The organism is Collinsella phocaeensis, from assembly GCF_900119895.1.
GTDB lineage: Bacteria > Actinomycetota > Coriobacteriia > Coriobacteriales > Coriobacteriaceae > Collinsella > Collinsella phocaeensis.
Genome location: NZ_FQLR01000004.1, coordinates 1,140,453 through 1,163,334 on the forward strand (window position 1 = coordinate 1,140,453; position 22,882 = coordinate 1,163,334).

Sequence of the window (22,882 nt, forward strand, 5' to 3'; positions counted from 1 at the left end):
ATGAGTTGAGTTCATCCGTAATCGAGCTGACTAAGAAATACTCAAGCTGAATAAGGAGACGTCATAGCATCGAAGAGGAGGAGCGCACCTCGGGCAATCTCACTCGACGGCAACGTACAGCTCCTGTCCCGGAACGAGTGCGGCGTGCTCAAGATGGTTCCAGCGCTTCATGAGACGAACGGTATCGCCCGTCGTCATGCCGGGCACGGGATGACGCTCCGCCAGGCTCCAAAGAGAATCGCCGGAATCCACAATGACCCGCTGGGTCTCGGTACCCGCAAGCGCATGCTCGAACGTCACACGACCGAGCACCGAGGGGATGACGGAAAACACCAGGACGCAGGTTGCCACAACAAGAGCGAGCGCGCGGAAGGACGCGAGCGGCGCCGCGGTACGCACGGCACGGGAATGATCCCGTGCCCGTCCACGACCGCCCTGGACCACCGTGAATGTAGGGGCATCATCGAAAGCGGTGTCAAGCGCAAGGTTTCCATCAATCATCTTCACTGCATGCATATGGGCTCCCCTCTTCGAAACGTATCGAGATAGGTATACCGGTCCGTATGGACAAAAATGGTATGGCGCGAGAACGGATGTTCGTATATGATTATGTTCGAACAGTTGTTCCTGTCAAGCGAAATTCGAACAGATGTTTGCAATAGAGAGGAGAGCCCATGGCACGCAAGGTGACCAAACGCCAGCAGGAGATCTATGACTTCATTCGTTCGTATCAGCTGGAAAAGGGGTATCCGCCCAGCGTGCGAGAGATGGCGGCCGCAGTCGGACTATCCTCCCCCTCCACCGTTCATGCCCATCTCGCCGCCCTCGAGGAGCACGGCCTGATCCGTCGCGATGCGACAAAGCCCCGAGCACTCGAGGTCTTCAATCAAGACGGAAGCTCCGCAAAACCTGTTGAACCGGTAGCAGCCCCTTCGGAACGAGGGACGGTCTCCCTCCCCCTTGTCGGCCGGGTGGCAGCCGGTATGCCCATCCTCGCCGAGCAGAACATCGAGGAGACGCTCACGCTTCCCACGGAAATCGTAAGCGACACGAGCTCCTTCATCCTCGAAGTCCACGGCAACTCGATGGTCAACGCCGGGATCTTCAACGGCGACTACATCGTTGTCAAGGAGCAGAGAAGCGCGATGAACGGCGAGGTCGTCGTCGCTATGATCGACGGTGAAGCCACCGTCAAAACGTTTTACAAAGAACGCGGACGCGTTCGGCTGCAGCCTGAAAACGACGCCATGGAACCGATCTACGCAACGAATCCGGTGATCCTCGGTAAAGTTGTCGCGCTTCTCAGGCGCCTGTAGAACCATGGCTCAGCCCACCTCCGAGCAGCCTCGCGTGCGCCTGTCCGCGCTCGACACGCTTCGCGGTTTCACCATCCTTTCCATGATTGCCTTCCATGCGTGCTACGACGCCGCGTACATCTATGGATTCAGTTTGCCTTGGTTTGCCGGCACGCCCCTGCAGGCAATCTGGCGCTCCTCCATCAGCTGGACGTTTTTATTCCTTGCCGGATGGATGGTTAGCCAATCGCGCAATAACGTCAAGCGCGCCGCCAAGTACGGCGCGCTTGCCTTGGCCATATGGATTGCGACCTCCGTGGCGGCGGTCGATACTCCCATATCGTTCGGCATCATGTACTGCATGGCCGCCTCGACCGCCCTTGCCGCCATCGCGGTCCCAGCGGTTCGACGCTGCGAGCATCCGCTGCTCATGATGGCGGTCAGTCTTTCCCTGTTTATGCTGACGTCACCGTTGCCGTGCTCCGTATATCCCTTAGAGGGCATGGCATGGCTCGGATTTCCCGGGCTAACGTTCTCGTCGGGCGACTACTATCCGCTCATTCCTTACGGTTTCATGTACGCAGCAGGCGTTTTCGCCTCGTGCACGCACACAAGAAGCAATCAGTCAGAAAGTCCGGAATGGCTCAGAAAAGACTGGTTTCCGCCTCTCACGGTACTTGGACGACACGCCTTGGCGTGCTATGTCGTTCACCAACCGGTGCTACTCATAGCATTTGAATTCATCGTCGGCTAACGATCGGTTACTTCATAGCGCCTGATACGGCCGACGATGCGCTCAGGAACCCTCGCGACGACATCTGCTCCATCAGAGCGGTAATCAAGGGCGATGACGTCACCATACGTACGCAGCAAATTCAGCAGATCGCCTTGCGCGTAGGGGATCATCAAGCTCATGAGCGTATCGGAGCGAGTAGCTTCCGTGGACAGGCGATCGAGCAAGCTCTCAAGTCCCCAAGAGGTCGCAGCCGAGAATAGAACCGCATCGGGATGCCGGGCCTGAAGATAGCTGCGCTGCTCGGAATCGAGCATGTCCACTTTGTTATACAACGTGATCGCTGGGCGCTCACCGGCACCGATCTCGCATAGAACGCGATCTACTGCTTCGATATGCCTATCGGCATCGTCATCAGCGGCGTCGATCACCTTGATGATGAGATCGGCGGACAGCACTTCAGAGAGTGTTGACTTGAACGCCTCGACAAGACCGTGCGGCAGCTTCTGGATGAAACCGACCGTATCGGTAATCGTGAGCCGTCTGCCACCGGGAAGCGAGAGCGTCCGCGTTGTCGGATCAAGGGTCGCAAAGAGCTTGTCGGCAGATTCCACATTCGCCGCTGTGAGTGCATTAAGGATGCTGGATTTCCCAGCGTTCGTATAGCCGGCAAGGGCTACGCGAAACGCAAGGGATTCGGATCGCGACCTCGATTGAACCTCGCGGCGTCGCTCGACGGTTTTCAACTCGCGTCGCAAAGAGGAGATCTTGTCGCGAATAAGACGACGGTCAATTTCAAGCTGACTTTCTCCCTGGCCGAATCGGCTTCCGATTCCGCCACGCGTCTGCTCCTTAGCAAGATGGCTCCACATACCGCGCAGACGAGGTAATAGATATTGAAGTTGTGCGAGCTGGACCTGAAGCCGGCCTTCTCTCGAGCGAGCTCGGAGGCCGAAGATGTCGAGGATCAACGCGGTGCGGTCGATAATCTTCACGGACCGGCCAACGCTTTTCTCGAGAAACGACTGCTGAGAAGGGGTCAAGTCGTCATCGAAGACCACGACATCCGCATCAAGACGCTCAACCAAAGCCTCGAGTTCCTCGACCTTGCCCGAACCGATGAAAGACCTGGGCACTGGACGATCGAGGCGTTGTGTCAAACGACCTACGCATTCAGCACCCGCGGATTCAACGAGACGTTCGAGCTCATCGAGGGAGCGCTCGGTTGGCCAAATAGAGTTGCGCCACTCAATTCCAACGAGAACGGCGCGCTCCGAAACAGGAGCGGTGGAGATGAAGCTAGCAGCCGACATGGTCGTCCTCTAGAACACGTTGAATGAGACCAGCAGCCTCAGAAACAGAGAGGCGATCCATATCAAGCCATTGAATCCTGGAATCCCGTCTAAACCAGGAAAGCTGACGCTTTGCGTAGCGCCGCGACCTGAGCTTGACCGTCTCGACGGATTCGGAGAGCGTGCAGCGCCCCTCAAGGCAATCAATGATTTCTTTGTATCCTATCGCCTGACGCGACGTGAGCGCATCGCCCTGACCCCGTTCGAGAAGCGAACGAACCTCATCGACGAGACCCTGTTCGAGCATCCTATCGACTCGGCGGTCGATGCGCCCATACAGTCGTTCGCGATCCATGCTCAGCGCGAACTGAACCGAACGGTAATGCGCCCGCGGGCGCGAGAAACCGGAGACCTGCTGAGCATAGGACACGCCTTCATCGAGCATCTCCAGAGCACGAATAACCCTGCGGCTGTTATGGGGATGGATGAGCGCGGCGCTCTCGCTGTCCCGTTCGCGCAGCAGCGCGTACAGACCATCATCACCCAGTTGTTCATGAAGCTCGGTATAAACACGACGGCTCGAGCTATCCACCTCTCCGGCGGGAAACTCCATTTCATCAAGCACGGCGCGAACATACAGCCCCGTGCCTCCACAAAGTATGGAAAGTAGGCCGGAAGCTAGCTGATCATCGATCAGGCGACGAGCGTCCCTTTGAAACAATGCGGCTGAATACGGCTCATCGACATCGACGACGTCGACCATGTGCAATGGAACCAGACGTTCATCCACAGGGGTCTTGGCGGTACCGATATCCATCCCCCGATACACCTGCATCGCATCGGCAGAGATGACAGAGGTGTGCATGCGACGTGCGAGCTCGTCGGCAACAGCGCTCTTCCCGACAGCAGTCGGCCCCAATATGGCTACAACGGGACCGGGGAGCGCCGCCTCAAGAGAATCAATCATCTCATGTCGCCCACGATGGAGCCCGAGAGATACCAGGTCTTGGCAGTATCGACCTCGACATCGACGATACGGCCGAGCAGCTCCGCAGGATTTGCGCCGGCAGGAACAGGAGCATGGACCGTCTGGTTTTTGGGGCTCTTGCCCTGAAGCATGCCGGGATCCTTCTTGGAGGTGCCCTCGATCAACATGGGAACCTTCGTATGAAGGTCCTTCTGATTGAAGTCGTATGCAGTGCCCTCAACGACCTTGACGAGCCTGTTGAAGCGCTCGAGGATCACTTCGCGCGGCGTGTCATCGGGCATCTCGGCTGCAGGCGTGCCGGCACGCTTCGAATAGATGAAGGTGAATGCCTGGGCGTACCGAGCCTCTTGGGCCAAGGAGATCGTCTGCTCGAAGTCTTCTTCCGTCTCACCCGGAAAACCGACGATGATATCAGTAGACAGGGCGATATCCGGAATCCGGCCACGGACGCGCTCGATCAGATCAAGATAGTGCTCGCGCGTGTACTTGCGATTCATAAGCTTAAGAATGCGGTTGGAGCCGGACTGAACAGCAAGATGGAGCTGCGGCATGACTGAAGGAACTTCAGCCATGGCATCGATCGTTTCGGGAAGAAGATCCTTGGGGTGAGAGGAAGTGAAGAAGATGCGCTCAACCCCGGTCTCGCCGACGGCGCGCAGAAGTTCGGCGAAGCGTGGAGAGCCAAAGCTATCACGTCCGTAGGAGTTTACATTTTGACCAAGCAGCGTGATCTCGCGCACACCAGCCCGTACAAGCCCGGTGACCTCGTCGACGATCTGTTCAAACGAACGGCTCTTCTCGCGTCCGCGCACATATGGAACGATGCAGTACGAACAGAAGTTGTTGCATCCGGTCATGATGGGCACCCAGGCATGGTAGCTGGTGGCACGATGCCAGGGCATATCCGTAGCGACCCCGGTATCCCCCTCGATGCAACGCACGCGGCTGCCACCGCTCTCGAACACGTCGGCAATGAGATCACCGACGTGCGCGATGGAATCGGTGCCGAAGACGACGTCGACGTTGTCAAGATTCTTGAGCAGGCCCTCACCGTCGCGTTGCGCGATGCAGCCGCCGACGGCTACGACACGTCGACCGGATGGGGGCGCAGGAAGACTTTTGCAAGAGGAGCACTGGCCGTACAGGCGCGTATCTGCAGCCTCGCGGACGCAGCACGTCATGAAGATGACGATATCGGCGTCCTCGGGACCAGAAACCTCCAGGCACCCGAGAGAATCAAGAAGACCGCTGACGCGCTCAGAGTCATGAAGATTCATCTGGCAGCCGAATGTGCGGATGAAATACGTCTTGCCGTTGAGAATGGAATTCTGCATAACCTACCCGACTCGAAGATTATCGTCGGCGATATCGAACGCATCACCGGAATGGGCTGAAATCGAATGAACATAGACGGAAAGCCTGATAGCCGTGCGGCTCTCGCCGTTGATGAGGATATCGGAGAATACCGGTGCGCACGAGATGTCGAAACCCGTCGGAATGAGAAAACCGCGAGCTATGGCCACGGCTTTAATGGCCTGGTTGACGGCACCCGCCCCGACGCATTGGATGTTAACGGGAACGCCGTCTTTAACCATGCCCGCAATTGCGCCGGCAACGGAAGCGGGCGAAGATTTGCTCGATACCTTCAGGAATTCCATGAGTACCATTTCTCCAGCGTGTGTAGTGCATTTAATCTGCTCAAAACAATATCCTATGGGATAGAGGAGGGCAAGCGTCAGTCATCTTTGCCGATATCAAAGCTGATCGTTATGCGATCACGCGTAACACGAACCTTGGGCTCAGAAGGACAGCTGAGGTAATATCGGTCAGCAAGATCGGAAAAGCTCTTTTCAACCGATCGAGTGAATCGATCGAGGTCTTCGGATGAGATCTTCAGACCGCGGCGATCGCGAACAAGATCGACGGAGACGGGCTTGCGCGAAGTCGCGCCGCGCTCACGAAGCAACCGCGAGGACACGCTCTTAAGGGGCTGAAGAGCACCCGACAAGATGCGGTGGGCGGTCCGCTCGGAAACGTCGATGCCGATGCTGTGGGCGATGGCGATAAAATCAGACGCATCGGCAGCATACCCGAGTCGGTCGATGACGGGCAGCTCCTCGGGGTCGTCGGTGAAAAGATACGTACTCGCCTCGACCGATGATGAGGCATGCGCATAAAGCGTCGCGGCGATCTCGGTAGGCGAACCGAGATAGACATCGCATCCATGCAGCTCTTCGAGGGCAAACTCGCATGCCGTGCGAATGATGTTGTGCGGACCTTTGGTGCAGACCACCACACCGTCGTCCCCACGCGCCGCCGACGGCCACGTCGACTGATCGGTGCGCTCAGAGAGAGACGAGGTGTCCGCGACCACTCGAAACGAACTACCGAGTTGCATGCCGGATGCCACAACTTGAGCGACCATGCAGTTTTGACGAATCGAGAACAGAGCCATGCCGCGACCGTGAACGCCCCATCGATCCATTTTGATGGTCTCGAGTTTCGAGGTCACACGCGCATCGAAGATGCGTTCGCGCATATCCTCGGGAACACCTGAGCCGTTATCAAAGAAGAGGAGGGTGCGCACACCCTCCTCTTTCTGCATGGCGACATAGATCTTGGAGGCACCGGCGTCACGAGCGTTGCGCAGCATCTCGATAACGACATCTTCAACATGCTGAATATCGTGCTTCGCTTGGCGCCGCTCGGCCTCCGAGACACGAAGCTTGACGAAGCCCTCACCAAGATTCTCCTCGACACGGAGGTTTCCCTCACCTGTCATGGAGGCGATGAACGAGATGAGCTCACGCGAATCGCCCATAGCGGCTACTTGGCGATATCGACGGCGCGACTCTCGCGAATGACCACAACGCGCACCTGACCGGGATACTCCATCTCGTTCTCGATCTGCTGAGCGATGTCATGCGCCAGAACCGTGGACTGGGCATCAGAGATCTTGTCAGGCTGAACCATGACATGGACCTCACGACCGGCCTGCATGGCATAGGTACGCTCGACGCCGTCATGAGAATTAGCGATCTCCTCGAGCTTCTCAAGGCGCTTGATGTAATTCTCGGCGGACTCGCGACGGGCGCCCGGACGGGATGCAGAAATGGCATCGCCGGCCTGAACGAGAACTGCAAGAACGGTATTAGGATCGACGTCGCCGTGATGGGCCTCGATAGCATGGACGATAACGGGCTTCTCGCCGTAACGACGGGCAAGATCGGCACCGATGACGGCATGGGGACCCTCGACATCATGGTCGATGGCCTTTCCGAGGTCATGAAGCAGGCCGGCACGCTTGGCGGTCATGACGTCGACACCAAGCTCGGCGGCCATGATTCCGCACAGCTCGGAAACCTCGAGCGAATGCTGCAGGACGTTCTGCCCGAAGGAGGTACGATAGCGCAGAGCGCCCAGGGTTCTGACGATCTCAGGATGCAGGTCATGGATCCCCGTATCGAAGGCGGCCTGTTCGCCCGCCTCGCGAACGCGCTGGTTAACGAGATCGGCGGCCTTGTGGTACATCTCCTCGATGCGCGCCGGATGGATACGGCCATCTGCGATGAGGTTCTCCAGCGCAACGCGAGCGGTCTCGCGACGAACCGGATCGAAACTGGACAGCACGACCGTCTCGGGCGTATCGTCGATGACGAGATTGACGCCGGAAACCTGCTCGAACGTACGGATATTGCGGCCTTCGCGTCCGATGATGCGACCTTTGAGGTCATCCGAGGGAATATGGACCGAAGTGACGGTGACCTCAGCGGTATGGTCGGCGGCGCAACGCTGGATGGCGAGGGAGATGATCTCCTGAGCAGTCTTGTGGCACTCGGCGCGAACCTGCTGCTCGGACTCACGGATGATGGCGGCGGCCTCATGGGTGACCTCACCGCGGACCTTGTCGAGAAGCTCATGATGCGCATCGTCGCGCGTCAGCTCAGAGATGCGCTCGAGCTCGGAAGTCTGCCTCGACATGAGTTCATCAAGTTCGCGAGAACGCTTATCGAGCTGTCCGGCCTGGCTGGAAAGCTGGTGCTCGCGCTTATCGAGCGCCTCGTTGCGACGATCGAGACTCTCTTCGCGCTGCATAACGCGGTTCTCAAGAGAGCGAAGCTCGCGCTTGCGCTGCTTCTCCTCGGCCTCGGCGGCCTGCTTGCCCTGGATGATCTCCTCCTTGGCCTCGAGCAGCGCCTCTTTCTTAAGGGTTTCTGCCGTCCGCTTGGCATCGCCGATAACCTGCTCGGCCTCCGCATGAGCCGACTGAATCTTCGAGTCGGCCTCACGGAGGCTGCCGTTCTTGGCGCTGCGCATGGCGAACACGGCAGCGGCGGCCCCGATCAGGAGGCCAACGATACCGAAGACGAATTCCATGCTGTGTTCTCCTTTGTAGTATTCAGACAAAACGGCACGCCGCGAAGGACGTGCTCGACATTTGCTAGGGTATGGTCACCCAATATGAAAGTGAAACTATCTAAATTCAATCTCATCGATGATGAGCGCATATCACATAACAAATGACATGTTAATCCTACGTTTACATAGTACTTCTGTCAAACACCGCGCACGATAAACAGGTTCAAGTGCAACGGGGCGGCAAGCCCTGGAACCTATGCCTCCACGTTCGCCTCCAGAATTTGCGAAACGGCTCGACGGGCAACGGAGCCGTCGAATCCCCGATTCAACAGATGCCGCACCAGTCGTTCGAAGGCCTTGGTGTCCGGAACGCGCTTTCGGCGCAATACGTCTAACGCGAGCTCGAATTCTCTTCCGTCGGGGAAAAACCTCTCGGGATACCCCTCGATCGAAGAGATGTCGATACCTTTCAACTTCAATTCGGCTGCAATCTTACGGGGACCCCAGCCTCGACGAATGCGCTCCTCGATGAAATAGCCCGCAAACCGACGATCGTCCACGAATCTATGGGACCGGGCACGATCGAGAGCAGAAGCTATCTCTTGCTCCCTGAATCCATACAGCCGAAGCTTGCGGTGCAGCTCGGCCTCGGCATGGTCGCGACGCGATAGCATCTCAGTCGCCATAGCGAAGGCGACGCGCTCTTCGAGCGCATGCACGGCATCGAACGCAGCGTCCTCTTCCATCGGGAGAGGGATGGGATCCTCGCGCAGCAAACGACCGACTCGCGTGGGAACGACGATCTCGCGTATGCGTCCATCCTCAAGCTCGACCGATACGGCTGCCATGGGCTTTCTGCCGAACGAGGCCGCCCGGGCACGGGCGGCCTCGTTCGGAAGATCGACATGAAACGATATGACGTCCATGGTCGCAGGCCACTACATGACGTCGGAAGACGAATCTCCCATTAGGGCCGCATCAACAGCCTCGCCCGTAGGCTCGTCTTCAAAATCAAGTCCGCACGCAACGCGCACGCGGTGCTCTATCTCCTCAGAAAGCGGCGGATTGGTGCGCAGGAACTCCTTTGCGGCCTCGCGACCTTGCCCCAAGCGATCTTCACCATAGGTGTACCACGAACCGGCCTTCTTGACGATTCCGTAATCGACGCCCATGTCGAGCAACGAGCCCTCTTTGGAGATTCCCGTTCCGTACATGATGTCGAACTCTGCGGTTTTGAAGGGAGCCGCCACCTTGTTCTTTACGATCTTGCACCGCACGCGATTGCCCACGATCTCGTCCTTCTGCTTGATGCTATCGATACGCCTGATATCGATGCGCACGGATGAAAAGAACTTGAGCGCACGACCACCGGTCGTGGTCTCAGGATTGCCGAACATGACGCCGATCTTCTCACGCAGCTGGTTGATGAAGATGCAGGTGGTCCTGGATTTAGCGAGCGAACCCGCAAGCTTGCGCAGAGCCTGGCTCATCAGGCGCGCCTGCAGACCGACCGAGGAATCTCCGATCTCGCCCTCGATCTCCGCACGTGGGACGAGCGCGGCAACGGAGTCGATGACGATGACATCGATGGCACCCGAGCGCACAAGCATGTCGCAGATTTCCAGAGCCTGCTCGCCGGTATCCGGCTGAGAGATAAGAACTTCGTCGATGTCGACACCGATGCGCGCCGCATACGTGGGATCGAGGGCGTGCTCGGCGTCGATGAACGCAACGACACCGCCTTGCGCCTGGGCTTCCGCAAGGATCTCAAGGGAAAGCGTCGTCTTGCCCGATGACTCGGGACCATAGATCTCGATGATGCGCCCGCGCGGAACGCCGCCGATGCCAAGCGCGGCGTCGAGCGCGAGCGCTCCGGTCGGAATGGCCTCGACCTCGAGCTCGGGCCCGCCGTCGCCATAGCGCATGATCGATCCGTCGCCGAATTTCTTGATGATCTCCGCCTTGGTGGCGTCAACCATCCTGTCGCGCTCCTCGCCATACGTGCGCTCGTGGATCTGCCGCGCCGGTCCTGAACTCTTAGCCATGCCGTTCCTCCCTTGGTCTCAGTGCCCCCATACTGTAGACGAACAGCTGTTCGCGGTCAAGGGCACATTCAGAGCATAAGGGCAAGACGGTCTCAACGGTGACGATACCTCGAACAGATACGCGACAAGCGGAAGGATACCTCCAACCAGAACCAGACCCCCGTACTCAGACATGGCGACGGCGCAGGTACGGGCCGCGCTGATGACGAGTCTGGTTCAAAGAAATAGAGCACGGTATGCGCTCGGCACGACGGATGTGCCGCAAGGCGATCCGAACCGCCACAGACACCCCATAAGATGAGAAACGGCGCCAGCCGCCAAACGAACGGGGCCCACGATAGAGACCGGGCTCATTTGTTGATGCGGAGGGCAAGCCTCAACGCGGCCAAAGAGGCCTGCCGACGCACGGCGGTGCGATCTCCGGAGAAGACAAAGCGCTCGCTCGTCACGAACCCCTCGGTGGCATAACCGATATACACCGTACCGACCGGATCGGAGGCGGTGCCGCCGCCGGGCCCCGCGTAGCCGGTCAGGCTCACGGCGCAGGTGCTTCCGAAGAGGCCGAGCGCGCCGACGGCCATCTCGCGCGCGGTCTCATGGGAAACCTCGGTATGGGCCGCGATGGTTGCGGCCTCGACGCCGAGAACGCGCTCCTTCACTTCGTTGACGTAGGTGACGGCACCGCCGCGGAGAACCAGCGAGGCACCGGGAACGCCGCCGACCGCAGATGAGGTGAGCCCGGCCGTCAGCGATTCGGCGAACGCAACGGTCTTGGATGAAGCCCGGAACCTATCGACGAGCTCATGCGCGGCAAGATCGAGCTCGTCGCGGAGATGTCCCTCGCAGCCGCACACGGTTTACACCGAGAACACGACATGGCGCAGGTTCCAGAAGTACTGGGCGCCCGAGACGACGGTGAGAATCACGGCGGCGACCATAGACACCTGCGCAACGACCTGCACGGCGAGGGCGACCGTAGAAACGCCGGAGCCGGCAGACCAAAACGCAAGCGCGACGCCGAGCAGATAGGAGCAAAGCGACACCATGGTGACCGCCGTCTTCCATTTACCGAGCTTACCGGCGGCGACGACGACGCCGTTCGCGCTCGCCACCATGCGCAAGGCGCTCACCAAAAACTCGCGCAACAAGATGATGAAGACGAACCACACGTTCACATAGCCATGCTCGAGCAGGACGAGCAGTGCGGAGAACACGAGCAGCTTGTCGGCGATGGGGTCGAGAAACTTGCCGAAGTCCGTCACCTCGCCCCGCTTGCGGGCCAGGTCCCCATCGACCTTGTCGGTGGCGCTCAAAAGAACGTACAGCACGAAAGCGGAAAACGCCCATGTGGCGGCGGTCGCCATCGAGGAATCGTGAGACTGCTGCGCCACAGCGAACGAGACCTCGCTCGCGATCATGAAGAGCGGAATGAACGCGATGCGCACGCACGTGATGATATTGGCGGGCGTCCAGATGCTGGTGATCTCCTCGCCCTTGGCGTTGACGGCCATACGACTACTCCTCAACAACCTCACCGACGAGCTCGTAGCAGAAGCTGTCGGTAAACCTAACCTTCAGGATATCGCCGACGGCGGCCTCTTCTATATCGAGATGGACCGCCCCGTCACAGTCCGGAGCTTGGAACCATGCATGACCGATAAGCTCGAGCCCGTCATCGGTCTCCTCGACGCCGTCGACGATCACATCGGCCGTCGTGCCGACGCGCGCGGCGGTCGCGGCGAAGCCGAGCGACTCAGCAAGGTCCATACCCGCTTGGGTCCGCTCGATCTTCACGGCCTCATCGAGCTGGCAATCCATCTTCGCGGCACGGGTTCCCTCCTCGGCCGAATACTCGAATACGCTCGTGTAGTCGAATCCGGTACGATCCATGAAGGCGAGCATCGCCGCGGCCTCGTCATCGGTCTCGCCCGGGAAACCCGCCAGGTAGGTGGTGCGAATCACCATGTCGGGGATCTCTGAGCGCAGGCGTGAGAAGAGCTCATCAAGCTCCGCCTCGGACCCCGAGCGGTTCATGGCCGCGAGAACGCGAGCCGAGCAGTGCTGCACCGGGATGTCGATGTACGGTAGCACCTCGGGGGTATCGCGGATAGCAGAGATGAGCTCAGGGGTCATACCCTCGGGCTGGAGGTACAGGACGCGAATCCAGACATGTTCGGGGCGAACCGCCTCCGCGACGGCGACCAGAAGCTCCGCAAGCGTGCGCGGGCCTTCGACCGACTCATCGAAATCCGTACCCCAGATACCCGTGTCCTGGCCGATGAGCACCAACTCGCGCACGCCCCCGGCAACGAGCTCGCGAGCCTCCGCGAGGATGGAGGCAGCGCCCCTGGAGGCGTAACGGCCGCGAATATACGGGATGGCGCAGAAGCTGCAGAACCGATCGCAGCCGTCGGAGATCTTGAGGTAGGCGACGGCGCCCTCGACGGTGCGCTTGACGTCGGGGACCGATACCTCCATGCGCTCAGAGCGTCCGAGCACGCGGTCCACCACGGAGACGATCCCGTCCTCCTTGTCGGCGGGAACGAACGCAGCGACCTCGGGAAGCTCATCGGGAAGGTCGTCGCCATAGCGGGAAGGCAGGCACCCGCACATGACGATCGGCGTCGAGCGCACCCCGTCATGCACCTCCTCGGCCAACTGAAGGGTGCACTCGATGCTCTCCGAGGAAGCGGAGGCGAGGAACGAGCAGGTGTTGATGATGACGGCATCGGCCTCAGCTGAATCGAGGGCCTCATCATAGCCCGCAGCGTTGAGAAGGGCGCGCATGCGGTCGGTGTCGACCTCGTTTTTCGCGCAACCGAGCGTGATGTACAGAATGGACGGTTTGGCTTGGCTCATGGAACGGCTACAACCTCTCTCGTGGACGATAAGGCGATCTTATCGGTAGTTGGTGAACTGCAGCGGCTGACCGTAATCCTGCTCGCGCAAGAACTGAATGACCTGCTGGAGGGCATCCTTGGAAGCGCTCGAGACGCGCAGCTTGTCGGACTCGATCGTTACCTTGACCTTAGCCTTGAGGTCCTTGATGTCACGGTTGATCTTTTTTGCGGTGGGCTGATCGATGCCCTCCACGATGCGGCCCGCGACGCGGACGCTTCCACCGGATGCAGCCTGAGGCGCATCCCAGTTCACGGCAGAGATGTCGACGCCGCGCTTGATGAGCTTGGAGTTGAGGACATCGATGACCTGACGGGCGACGAAGTCGGCCGGGGCGCTGACGGTGAAGAGGGCATCCGCCTTCGAGAGCTCGACGCTCGCACCTGAGTCCTTAAGGTCGTAGCGCTGCGCGATCTCGCGAACGCACTGCTGGTAGGCGTTATCGACCTCCTGCATGTCGACCTGGGACACGACGTCGAAGCTGGAATCCTTAGCCATGTGCGGCTCCTTTCTGCATGCGCTACGCCGAAGCCGAAGCGCTGGAATCGTCGGTGGTGCCGTCGTCGGCAGAGCCGTTGGTCGCGGCCTGCGTGGTAACGGGCTTGGGAACGGTCACGGTAAGCTTTGCGACACCGGAGGTCTTGGTATCCCAAGAGAGCTTCTCCCCGTTCTTGGTGACCTTGACGGCCGACGGCTCGCTCGCGGTGATCTCGAGGGACTCGGTCGGCGTGAACTCCATGCTGAACGGACCCACGGCATTATGCGAGTAGGCATACGTGCCATCAACCTTGACCTCGACGAACGAGCTCTCGCCATCAGCGATGGAGACGGTCACCTTGACCTGTTCGACGGTTGCCGGATCGCTCGAGGAGCCGGTGCTCGCCGAAGTGGCCGATGCCGAGGCGTCGTCGGCATCCTTGTCCTCATCGCCCTGCGGCGTCGACGAGGACTGCTCCGTGACGGCAGTCGTGGCGACGGCGTCCTTGTCGGCAGCAGGCACCGTCGAGCAGCTGCGCACGAGCAGGACGACGACCAGGACAAGCAGAACGGCTATCAGGCCGAGGGCTCCGATGAGCAGGCGGGGATCGTATAGAGGCGCCCGGGAGCCGCCGCGCGATCCGCCGCGCCCAACGGGCCCACGCGGCCCTCCGCCGGCACGGCGTGACGCCTCCTGAGCACGCACAGGGCGTCCAAGCTGCCCATCGCGTCCACGCGAGCCCTCCCGATAAGGACGGGCGGAACCGAGAGCGCGTCCGGAGCGCTCCGAAGGACTCGGTCTCACATCGCGGCGCAGGCCGTAAGAAGGACGATCGACCGCATGGGGGCCGGGACGTCCGGACCCGTGGCGCACGGGTCGCGCGGGCGGCAGGTTCGCGGCGCGCCGCTCGTTTCCGGCGACCCGCATGGGAACATGCCCGGACGTGGTGTCGGAGACGTACCCGGCCTGCGGAGGACGCTGCCCGAACCTCGAGCTGGGGAGCTGGGTATCGACCATCATGAAACGCCCGGCACTCGAAGAGCTCCGGGGAACGGGCTCGCTCGCACCCTCGGCGAACCGGCTGCCCGCAGACTCTCCGGTGCGCTCGAACACATAGAGCTCGTCGAAGTAGGCCCCGACGACCTCTCGAGGGTTGAGCCCCAGAAACCGGGCATAGCTCGAGATCATCCCCTGTGCGTAGCCGCGCGGGGGCATGGCGGCGAAGTTTCCCGTCTCGAAGTACTCGATGATCTGCGGGCGCATCTTGATGGTGTTCGCTACCTGCTGGATGGAAAGACCCATCTCGCGGCGGCGGTTCAGCAGCATCTCGCCGAATCGACTGGCCATCACAACCCTCCATATCCATCGTCTTCGGCCATCTGGGCCTCGACCTGCTGAAGCGCGGCAAGCCCCTCCTCGTCCAGGAGCACCTCACGCGGCTTCGAGCCGTCCGGCGGACCGACGACGCCCTTCTCTTCAAGCATATCCATGATACGGCCGGCGCGGGCGTAGCCCACCTTGAGGCGACGCTGGAGCCCGGAAGTGGATCCGAGTTGGGATTCGACGACGATCTGGGCGGCTTCCCAGATCAGCGGGTCGTCATCAGAGGGTTCGTGGCCAGAAAAGCCAGAAGCTCCCCCGACCATGGCCGGAGCCACAGCGGAAAGGATCTCCTCATGGTAGTCGGGAGCGCCCTGCTCCTTGACGAACTCGACGACCTGGCTGATCTCGTCGTCCGAGACGAAACAGCCCTGGATGCGCTTGGGCTTACCCCAATCGACCTTTGAGAACAGCATGTCACCGTAGCCGGTGAGCTTCTCGGCGCCCATCTGGTCGATGATGACGCGGCTATCGATGCCCGTCGCGACGTTGAACGCGATGCGGTTGGTGATGTTGGCCTTGATGAGACCCGTGACGACGTTGGAGCTCGGACGCTGCGTCGCCACGATCAGGTGGATGCCCGCGGCGCGGCCCAGCTGGGCGATGCGGACGATCGACGCCTCGACGTCTTTGCCGGCTACCATCATGAGGTCGGAGAGCTCGTCGATGATGATCACGAGGTACGGCATCTTCGCAGGCGGGTTGTCGTAGTGCTCGAACTCCCCGGACTGCTGCTTGGCGTTGAAGGTCGAGATGTTGCGGACGCCGATGCGCTCGAACACCTTGAGGCGGCGCTCCATCTCGGACACGCCCCATTGCAGCGCGCTCGCGGCCTGTTTGGGCTCCGTGACCACGGGAACGTACAGGTGGGGCAGCCCGTTATAGCCGGCGAGCTCGACGCGCTTGGGATCGACCATGATGAGCCGGACTTCCTCAGGGGTCGAGCGCATGAGCATGCTCATGACGATGGAGTTGATCATCACCGACTTGCCGGATCCGGTGGTGCCCGCGATAAGGAGGTGCGGCATCTTGGCGAGGTCGGCGACGATCGGGGCGCCCTCAGCATCGCGACCGATCGCGAGCACGAGCGGACCGCCCTTCGCATAGGGAAGGACGTCGCCCAGGTTGACGTTCTGACGCGTTCGGTTGGGAATCTCGATGCCCACGAGCGAGGTGCCCGGGATGGGAGCGAAGATGCGGACGGATGTGGAGGCGAGCGACAGGGCGATATCGTCCTCGAGGCTCGAGATACGGCTCACGCGCTCTCCCTCACCCGGCTGTACCTTGAAGGTCGTGACCGTGGGGCCGGAGATCCAGCCCACCACGCGGGAGTGCAGGTTGAACTCGGAGAGCGTGGACTGGAGCGCGTTGGCCGTCTGCTCGAGCTCCTTGTCGGAGCTCGCCGACTTAGCCGAGGCGGGATTATGCCGCAGGATGGAAGCGGGCGGGAGCGTAAGGCCCTCCTGGACGGCAGGGGCCTCGGGCTCTTTCGCGACACGGCCCTCCGGCTCCGCGGTCTTATCGCCTGCGGCGTCGCGAGGGGGCTCGACGCTCCCCTGCCCATCCTTCTGATGGGAAGACGCGGTCGCGTGTGCACGAAGGAAATCGGGCATTGCGGGGGAATCGGCGGAAGCGCCACCGGTGGGGGTCCGAACGCGCAGGTCGTCAGCATCCTCATCATCGTCCCACGGCAGATCATCCGAGACGAATCCGCCACCGGGAACCGAGATGCCGTCGAGATCCGACGTCGCAGGGCGCAGAGCGGATGCGGCTTCGGCAGGAACCGCGTCCACTTCGCCGGATCGCGGCGCGAAATGCTCGCGGACGGGAATGAGGGTGGTCTTTGCGCGTTCCGCCGCGATCTGGTCGGAGACGTCGAGAATCGGGTCCTCTTCGGGTTCATCGCCGGAGCGATCCAGAACGGACGTGGAACGGTTGCCCAGATAGGTCGTCTCAAAGGTCCCCTCGTCGTCGAACAGGGGGCGCTGGACCTGGTCGGGGTTGCAGGTATCGTCATGCGGCGAGGACCCGACGTTTGCGTCGCCCCACGGGGCGGCGTTGACGTCGGGGCGCCGACGACGGACGAGCTGCTCGGCCCCGAAGGCGACGGCCCGAGCCATATCACCGACGGAGAAGCCGATAATGACAAGCCCGAGCAGCACGAGCCCTATGAGCACGACCAGGGAGATAGTCTTACCGAGGGCGTTCTGGAGCGCGCTTGCGACGAAGGCCCCGAGATAGCCCCCGCACGAGGCAAGCGCCTCCGGCTCGAACATGCCGACCGTGGAAAGCCCGGTGTTGGGCGCGTTGAGCGACAGAACGGACTCGACCGCGACGAAAATCAAGGCGACGCCGCCCAGGATGCGCGCGGGGACATGGATCGCGCCGCGAAGAAACAGCAGCACGGAGGCAGCGAGCATGACGAGCGGGATTACGTAGGCGCCGAGCCCGAAGCCCAGATGATACAGCTGTGCGACGACATGGGTGAGCGGCGCCGAGGACGGCGTCACGACCGCGATGAACGAAGCGACCGCGAGGACGGCGAGGACGACTCCCACGATATCGGCGGCGGCGCCGCCGTCAAGCAGGGGCTCCGCGACATCGTGCTCGACATGCGGAGCGCGATTTCCCCGTAGGTTGTCCGCGCCGGCGCGCCCGCCCTTCGGCTGGGCGGCGCGGCGCTTGGTCTTGCTCCCACCCTGCGCCACGCTAGACCTCCATGACGACCGGGATGATCATCGGGCGGGTCTTGGTGTGGTTCCAGATGAAGTTGGAGACGGAATCGCGAACGGCCTTGCGAATCGCATCGGTACCGCTGCTCGTGTAGTTGAAAGACCCCTTCTCGATGGTCTTCAGCACGGAGGCCGAGGCATCGGCGGAGAATGCATCGTCGATGGTGAAAGACACGCCGCGACCGGAGAACTCGATGGCGTCGACCTTCTTGCGCTTGAGCGAGACGATGGCGACCGCGGTGACCATGCCGTCGTTTGCGAGCTTCTGACGGTCGCGAAGCACGATGGGATCGGTGTCGCCGATGCGAAGTCCGTCGACGTAGACGACGCCGCTTTCGACAGAAGGACCGCGCTTCACGACGCCGCCGCGCATCTCGAGCGTGTCGCCGTTGTCCATAATGAAGATGTTCTCGCGGGGGATTCCCAGCTTGCGCCCGAGGCGCGCGTGGGCGCGCAGGTGGACAGCCTCGCCGTGGACCGGCATGAAGTACGTTGGGTGCGTCATGGCGAGCATAAGCTTGAGCTCTTCCTGGCTGCCGTGACCGGAGACGTGGACGAGCGTGCGGTTCTTGTCGTACACGTCGCAGCCGATCTTCGCCAGGCTGTTGATGACGCCCTGCACGCCCTTCTCGTTGCCGGGAATCGGCGTAGCCGAGATGATGACCGTGTCGCCATCATGCATGGACAGGGTCTTGTGCTCGCCGTTGGCCATGCGGGAAAGCGCCGACAAGGGCTCGCCCTGCGACCCGGTGCACATCACGACGATCTTGTTCTCGGGAAGGTTGTTGATGTCGTAGGCATCGATGATATCGGACTCGTCGACCTTGAGATAGCCGAGCTCCCGCGCGACGCGGGTGTTGGTGAGCATGGAGCGACCGGTGACCACGATCTTGCGACCGCACTTCTTGGCGGCGTCGCATATCTGTTGGAGACGGTGGATATGGCTGGAGAAGGACGCGACGAACACGCGGCCCGGAGCATCCTTGATCGCCGCGTACAGCGAGGGGCCGACCTCAGCCTCAGACCGGGTGAATCCCGGGACGGTCGCGTTGGTGGAATCGGAAAGCAGCAAGTCGATCCCCTGCTTGGCGAACTTGTTGATCGCCGCGTAGTCGGGAGTCACGCCGTCGATGGGGGTCTGGTCGAGCTTGAAGTCGCCGGTGTGCATGACGGTTCCCTGCGGGGTGCGGATGAACACGCCGAGCGCGCCGGGGATCGAATGCGTCATCGAGAAGAAGTCGACGGAGATGCAACCGAGATTGACATGGCTGCCGCCGTGCACCTCGCGGAACTTGGGGGCGCGGATACGGAATTCGGCGAGCTTGCCCTCGATGAATCCGAGCGTCAGCTTGCTGGAGAAGATGGGGACCTTGTTGTTAAGGTCCTGCAGGAGATACGGGAGCGAGCCGGTGTGGTCCTCGTGGCCGTGCGTGATGACGATGCCGCGGAGCTTGTCCTCGTTCTCGAGGACATAGGTGTAGTCGGGCAGGACCAGGTCGATACCGGGCTGGGAGTCATCGGGGAACATGAGACCGGCATCGATGAGGATCATATCCTGGCCGCACTCGATGACGGTCATGTTCTTGCCGATACCGTCAAGGCCGCCCAGCGGAATGATGCGGAGCGGTGCAGCTTTCTTTTTAGTTGTGGTTGCCATAAGCGGGTATGTGCTCCTTTCGGTGAAGCTGATACAACATAAGCGGAGTCGGCTTGGGTCAGGGCCGGAGCGTCCGCGCAGATCCCGAATCGCCGTCAACGAGACGGCGCATATGGATTGCATTTTACCAACAGACCGTTCGGGCATACATATGGGCGTAAAGGTTGCATGAAGGAAACACGACCTCAGCGGTTCAGGAGGCACGCACGCGGGCCCTCATGCGAAATCGCAGGGGCGGCACATGAACAAGGGCCCCGACAAGATGCCGGGGCCCTTGGGTCACGCCTGAACGCGAGAAGGCGAAGCTGCGCGTGGAGATAGGCGCAGGTTAGGCGTCGTGATGGCGACGGGGCGTCCTGCCGCCGTTGTCGCCGGGGCGGCGCGGTCCGCGCTCGCGGCCGCCGCGCTCGCGGCGCTCGCGGCCGGGCCTGTCACCGCGCTCGCGGCGCTCATGGCCGGAAGGAGCAGAGCCCTCGGGCGCATCGGGCTTCTCGAGGCGATCGAGGGAGATCTTGCCGCGGTCGTCGATCTCGATGACCTTGACCTTGACCTCATCGCCGACGTTGAGGACGTCCTCGACCTTCTCGACGCGGCCGTTGGCGACGCGAGAGATGTGGAGCAGGCCGTCTTTGCCCGGAAGCAGGTTGACGAAGGCGCCGAAGGGCTGGATGGAGACGACGCGTCCGGTGTACTCCTCGCCCACCTCGGGGACCTTGACGATGAGCTCGATGCGCTCGATCGCCTCGGCCACGGACTCACCCGTGCCGCCGACGTAGATGGTGCCGTCCTCCTGGATATCGATGGAGGCGCCGGTCTCGTCCTGGATGCAGCGGATAACCTTGCCGCCGGAACCGATGACGTCGCGGATGTTGTCGACGGGGATGGTGATCGTCTGGATCTTGGGCGCGGTGGCGCGGGTCTCCTCGCGCGGGGCGGGGACGACGTCGAGCATCTTGCCCAGGATGAACGCACGGCCCTCCTTGGCCTGCTCGAGCGCACGGCGGAGGATGTCGAACGTGAGGCCGGTGGCCTTGTTGTCCATCTGCAGCGCGGTGATGCCGCGCTCGGTGCCGGTCACCTTGAAGTCCATGTCGCCGAGGAAGTCCTCGATGCCCTGGATGTCGGACAGGACGACGGTCTCACCCTCCTCCTGGATCAGGCCCATGGCGATGCCGGAGACCGGGCGCTTGATGGGCACGCCGCCGTCCATGAGGGCGAGGCAGCTACCGCAGGTTGACGCCATCGAGGAAGAGCCGTTGGACTCCATGACCTCGGACACGACGCGAATGGCGTACGGGAACTCGTTCTCGTCGGGCAGGACGGGCAGCAGCGCGCGCTCGGCGAGGTTGCCGTGGCCGATCTCGCGGCGCTTCGGGGAGCCCATGCGGCCGGTCTCGCCGGTGCAGAAGGGCGGGAAGTTGTAATGGTGCATGTAGCGCTTGCCCTCGACCGGCTCGATGGTGTCAAGGCGCTGGCCCTCGTTGAGCATGCCGAGCGACAGGACGGAGAGCACCTGGGTCTGACCGCGCTGGAACAGACCGGAACCGTGGACGAGCGGCAGGTAGTCGCCCTTCACCATGATGGGACGAATCTCGTCGGCGGCACGGCCGTCGACGCGCTCGCCGGTCTCGACGACCATGCGGCGCATGGCGGTCTTCTCGAGCTTCTTGAGGTTCACCGGGATCTCGCGCTCCCAGACGAGCTGCTCCTCTTCGGTGAACTCGGCGCGAATGGCCTCCTTGAGGTCTGCGACCTTGTCCTGGCGGGACAGCTTGTCGGCATCACGGAGGGCGGCCGCCATCTCGTCGTAATGGGCGAAGACGCGCTCGTGGACCTCCTCGACCGGCTCGTCGAGCGGGTACTCACGCTTGGCGATCGGGCCGTTGACGCGCTCCCACTCGGCAGCGAACTCAAGCTGCGCGTCGCAGAAGGCGCCGATGGCCTCCTGGCCGAACTGCATGGCGGCGAGCATGTCCTCCTCGGACACCTCGTCCGCACCCGCCTCGACCATGGAAATGAAGTCGCGCGTACCGGCGAGCTCGAGATCGAGATCGGAGCTCTCGCGCTCCTCATACGTGGGGTTGACGATGAACTCGCCCGTCTCGGTGTCGCGGCCGATGCGGACGCAGGCCAGCGGGCCCTCGAAGGGGACGCCTCCGATGGTCATGGCGAGCGAGGCGCCCATGACGCAGATGACGTCGACCGGGTTGGCCTGGTCGGCGACTAGCGGCGTGGCGACGACCTGGACCTCGTTGCGGAACCCGTCCGGGAAGCTCGGACGGATGGGGCGGTCGATCATACGAGCCGTGAGGGTGGCCTTCTCGCTGGGACGGCCCTCGCGCTTGAGGTAGCCGCCCGGGATGCGGCCGGCAGCGTACATCTTCTCGTTGAAGTCGACGGTGAGCGGGAAGAAGTCGTAGTTCTTGCGCTCCTTGGAGACGACCACCGTCGTGAGGACGGTGGAGTCGCCCTGCTTCACGACGGCGGCACCGGTCGCCTGGCGGGCAAGCTCGCCGGCTTCGAGCACGTAGGTCTTGCCGAACAGGTCAAAGGTCTTGCTTACGAGTGACATTTCTCTCCTATCCCCACGCGCCCCTTGCGCGCGGGCTTCTTAAGGTCGACGGGACCCTCCCGCCGATCGGTGTAGGGGCGACCACGATGGCGTCACCGCCCCTTACATGAAAAGGGGCGCCGCGAAACGGCGCCCCCTGCATGCACGACTACTGGATATTGTCGCGGATGCCGAGCTCCTTGATGAGCTCGCGGTACTCGAAGATGTCGTTCTTCTTGATGTAGGACAGAAGACGACGGCGACGGCCGACGAGCATGAGCAGGCCACGACGGGTGTGGAAGTCCTTCTGGTGGGACTTCATGTGCTCGGTGAGCTCGCGGATGCGCTCGGTCAGGATGGCGACCTGGACCTTCGGGTTGCCGGTGTCGGCGGCGTTCTTGCCGAACTGGGCGGTAAGCTCCGCCTTGCGCTCCTTGGAAATCGTCATGATTTCACCTTTCTGATCGGGACGCG

Annotated in this window: 20 protein-coding genes; 2 read left to right on the forward strand and 18 right to left on the reverse strand. The window is 61.6% G+C overall.

All coding sequences use genetic code 11. The annotated features are described in order from the left end of the window. Positions 1-99: 99 nt before the first annotated feature. Complete coding sequence (locus BQ7355_RS07000; protein ID WP_072415534.1) at positions 100-516, reverse strand: LysM peptidoglycan-binding domain-containing protein; 417 nt, start codon at positions 514-516, stop codon at positions 100-102. A gap of 158 nt (positions 517-674) precedes the next feature. Between BQ7355_RS07000 and lexA the strand changes: the two genes are divergently transcribed. Both lexA and BQ7355_RS07010 read left to right on the forward strand, forming a co-directional pair. After that, positions 675-1,316 carry a transcriptional repressor LexA gene (lexA, locus tag BQ7355_RS07005; protein WP_072415535.1) on the forward strand — a complete coding sequence of 214 codons (642 nt, stop codon included), beginning with the start codon at positions 675-677 and terminating at the stop codon, positions 1,314-1,316. 4 nt (positions 1,317-1,320) lie between these two features. Next, on the forward strand, positions 1,321-2,049 hold the full coding sequence (locus BQ7355_RS07010) for a heparan-alpha-glucosaminide N-acetyltransferase (protein WP_240307345.1): 729 nt from the start codon (positions 1,321-1,323) through the stop codon (positions 2,047-2,049). On the opposite strand, the gene hflX is transcribed toward BQ7355_RS07010, so the two are convergent. From hflX to rpsO, 17 genes are all read right to left on the reverse strand, one after another. Beyond that, entirely contained in the window at positions 2,046-3,341 is a 1,296-nt protein-coding gene (gene hflX / locus BQ7355_RS07015) for a GTPase HflX (protein WP_072415536.1), read from the reverse strand. The two genes, BQ7355_RS07010 and hflX, sit on opposite strands and share 4 nt — an antisense overlap. Beyond that, positions 3,328-4,287, reverse strand: a complete 960-nt coding sequence (gene miaA, locus BQ7355_RS07020) for a tRNA (adenosine(37)-N6)-dimethylallyltransferase MiaA (protein WP_072415537.1) — start codon at positions 4,285-4,287, stop codon at positions 3,328-3,330. The genes hflX and miaA overlap by 14 nt, the downstream gene beginning before the upstream one ends. Beyond that, positions 4,284-5,642, reverse strand: coding sequence for a tRNA (N6-isopentenyl adenosine(37)-C2)-methylthiotransferase MiaB (gene miaB, locus BQ7355_RS07025; protein ID WP_072415538.1), 1,359 nt, complete (start codon positions 5,640-5,642; stop codon positions 4,284-4,286). Before miaB ends, miaA begins: the two co-directional genes overlap by 4 nt. A gap of 3 nt (positions 5,643-5,645) precedes the next feature. Further along, positions 5,646-5,966 (reverse strand): stage V sporulation protein S, encoded by a 321-nt coding sequence (locus BQ7355_RS07030; RefSeq protein WP_072415539.1) that lies wholly within the window; start codon positions 5,964-5,966, stop codon positions 5,646-5,648. 77 nt (positions 5,967-6,043) lie between these two features. After that, entirely contained in the window at positions 6,044-7,129 is a 1,086-nt protein-coding gene (locus BQ7355_RS07035) for an ATP-binding protein (RefSeq protein ID WP_072415540.1), read from the reverse strand. Between the two features lie 5 nt (positions 7,130-7,134). Next, positions 7,135-8,685 carry a ribonuclease Y gene (gene rny / locus BQ7355_RS07040; RefSeq protein ID WP_072415541.1) on the reverse strand — a complete coding sequence of 517 codons (1,551 nt, stop codon included), beginning with the start codon at positions 8,683-8,685 and terminating at the stop codon, positions 7,135-7,137. 236 nt (positions 8,686-8,921) lie between these two features. Further along, positions 8,922-9,593: a regulatory protein RecX gene (locus BQ7355_RS07045; protein WP_072415542.1), complete on the reverse strand. Its 672-nt coding sequence runs from the start codon at positions 9,591-9,593 to the stop codon at positions 8,922-8,924. A gap of 12 nt (positions 9,594-9,605) precedes the next feature. Beyond that, positions 9,606-10,712, reverse strand: coding sequence for a recombinase RecA (gene recA / locus BQ7355_RS07050; RefSeq protein ID WP_072415543.1), 1,107 nt, complete (start codon positions 10,710-10,712; stop codon positions 9,606-9,608). A 350-nt stretch (positions 10,713-11,062) separates the two neighbouring features. Further along, the gene (locus BQ7355_RS07055; protein WP_072415544.1) at positions 11,063-11,566 is read right to left on the reverse strand and encodes a CinA family protein; all 504 of its coding nucleotides are present in this window, start codon (positions 11,564-11,566) and stop codon (positions 11,063-11,065) included. A gap of 3 nt (positions 11,567-11,569) precedes the next feature. Further along, entirely contained in the window at positions 11,570-12,223 is a 654-nt protein-coding gene (gene pgsA, locus BQ7355_RS07060; protein WP_072415545.1) for a CDP-diacylglycerol--glycerol-3-phosphate 3-phosphatidyltransferase, read from the reverse strand. A 4-nt stretch (positions 12,224-12,227) separates the two neighbouring features. Continuing rightward, a complete protein-coding gene (gene rimO / locus BQ7355_RS07065) occupies positions 12,228-13,571 on the reverse strand; it encodes a 30S ribosomal protein S12 methylthiotransferase RimO (RefSeq protein ID WP_072415546.1) in 1,344 nt (447 codons plus the stop codon). A 39-nt stretch (positions 13,572-13,610) separates the two neighbouring features. Next, positions 13,611-14,108 (reverse strand): YajQ family cyclic di-GMP-binding protein, encoded by a 498-nt coding sequence (locus BQ7355_RS07070; protein ID WP_072415547.1) that lies wholly within the window; start codon positions 14,106-14,108, stop codon positions 13,611-13,613. A gap of 22 nt (positions 14,109-14,130) precedes the next feature. Then, positions 14,131-15,435 (reverse strand): helix-turn-helix domain-containing protein, encoded by a 1,305-nt coding sequence (locus tag BQ7355_RS07075; protein ID WP_072415548.1) that lies wholly within the window; start codon positions 15,433-15,435, stop codon positions 14,131-14,133. Then, a complete protein-coding gene (locus tag BQ7355_RS07080) occupies positions 15,435-18,176 on the reverse strand; it encodes an FtsK/SpoIIIE family DNA translocase (protein ID WP_240307346.1) in 2,742 nt (913 codons plus the stop codon). Before BQ7355_RS07080 ends, BQ7355_RS07075 begins: the two co-directional genes overlap by 1 nt. Before the next feature lies 1 nt (position 18,177). After that, a complete protein-coding gene (locus BQ7355_RS07085) occupies positions 18,178-19,857 on the reverse strand; it encodes a ribonuclease J (RefSeq protein WP_072415549.1) in 1,680 nt (559 codons plus the stop codon). 328 nt (positions 19,858-20,185) lie between these two features. Beyond that, positions 20,186-22,429, reverse strand: coding sequence for a polyribonucleotide nucleotidyltransferase (locus tag BQ7355_RS07090; RefSeq protein ID WP_072415550.1), 2,244 nt, complete (start codon positions 22,427-22,429; stop codon positions 20,186-20,188). A gap of 148 nt (positions 22,430-22,577) precedes the next feature. After that, positions 22,578-22,856 carry a 30S ribosomal protein S15 gene (gene rpsO / locus BQ7355_RS07095; protein ID WP_072415551.1) on the reverse strand — a complete coding sequence of 93 codons (279 nt, stop codon included), beginning with the start codon at positions 22,854-22,856 and terminating at the stop codon, positions 22,578-22,580. Positions 22,857-22,882: the final 26 nt, after the last annotated feature.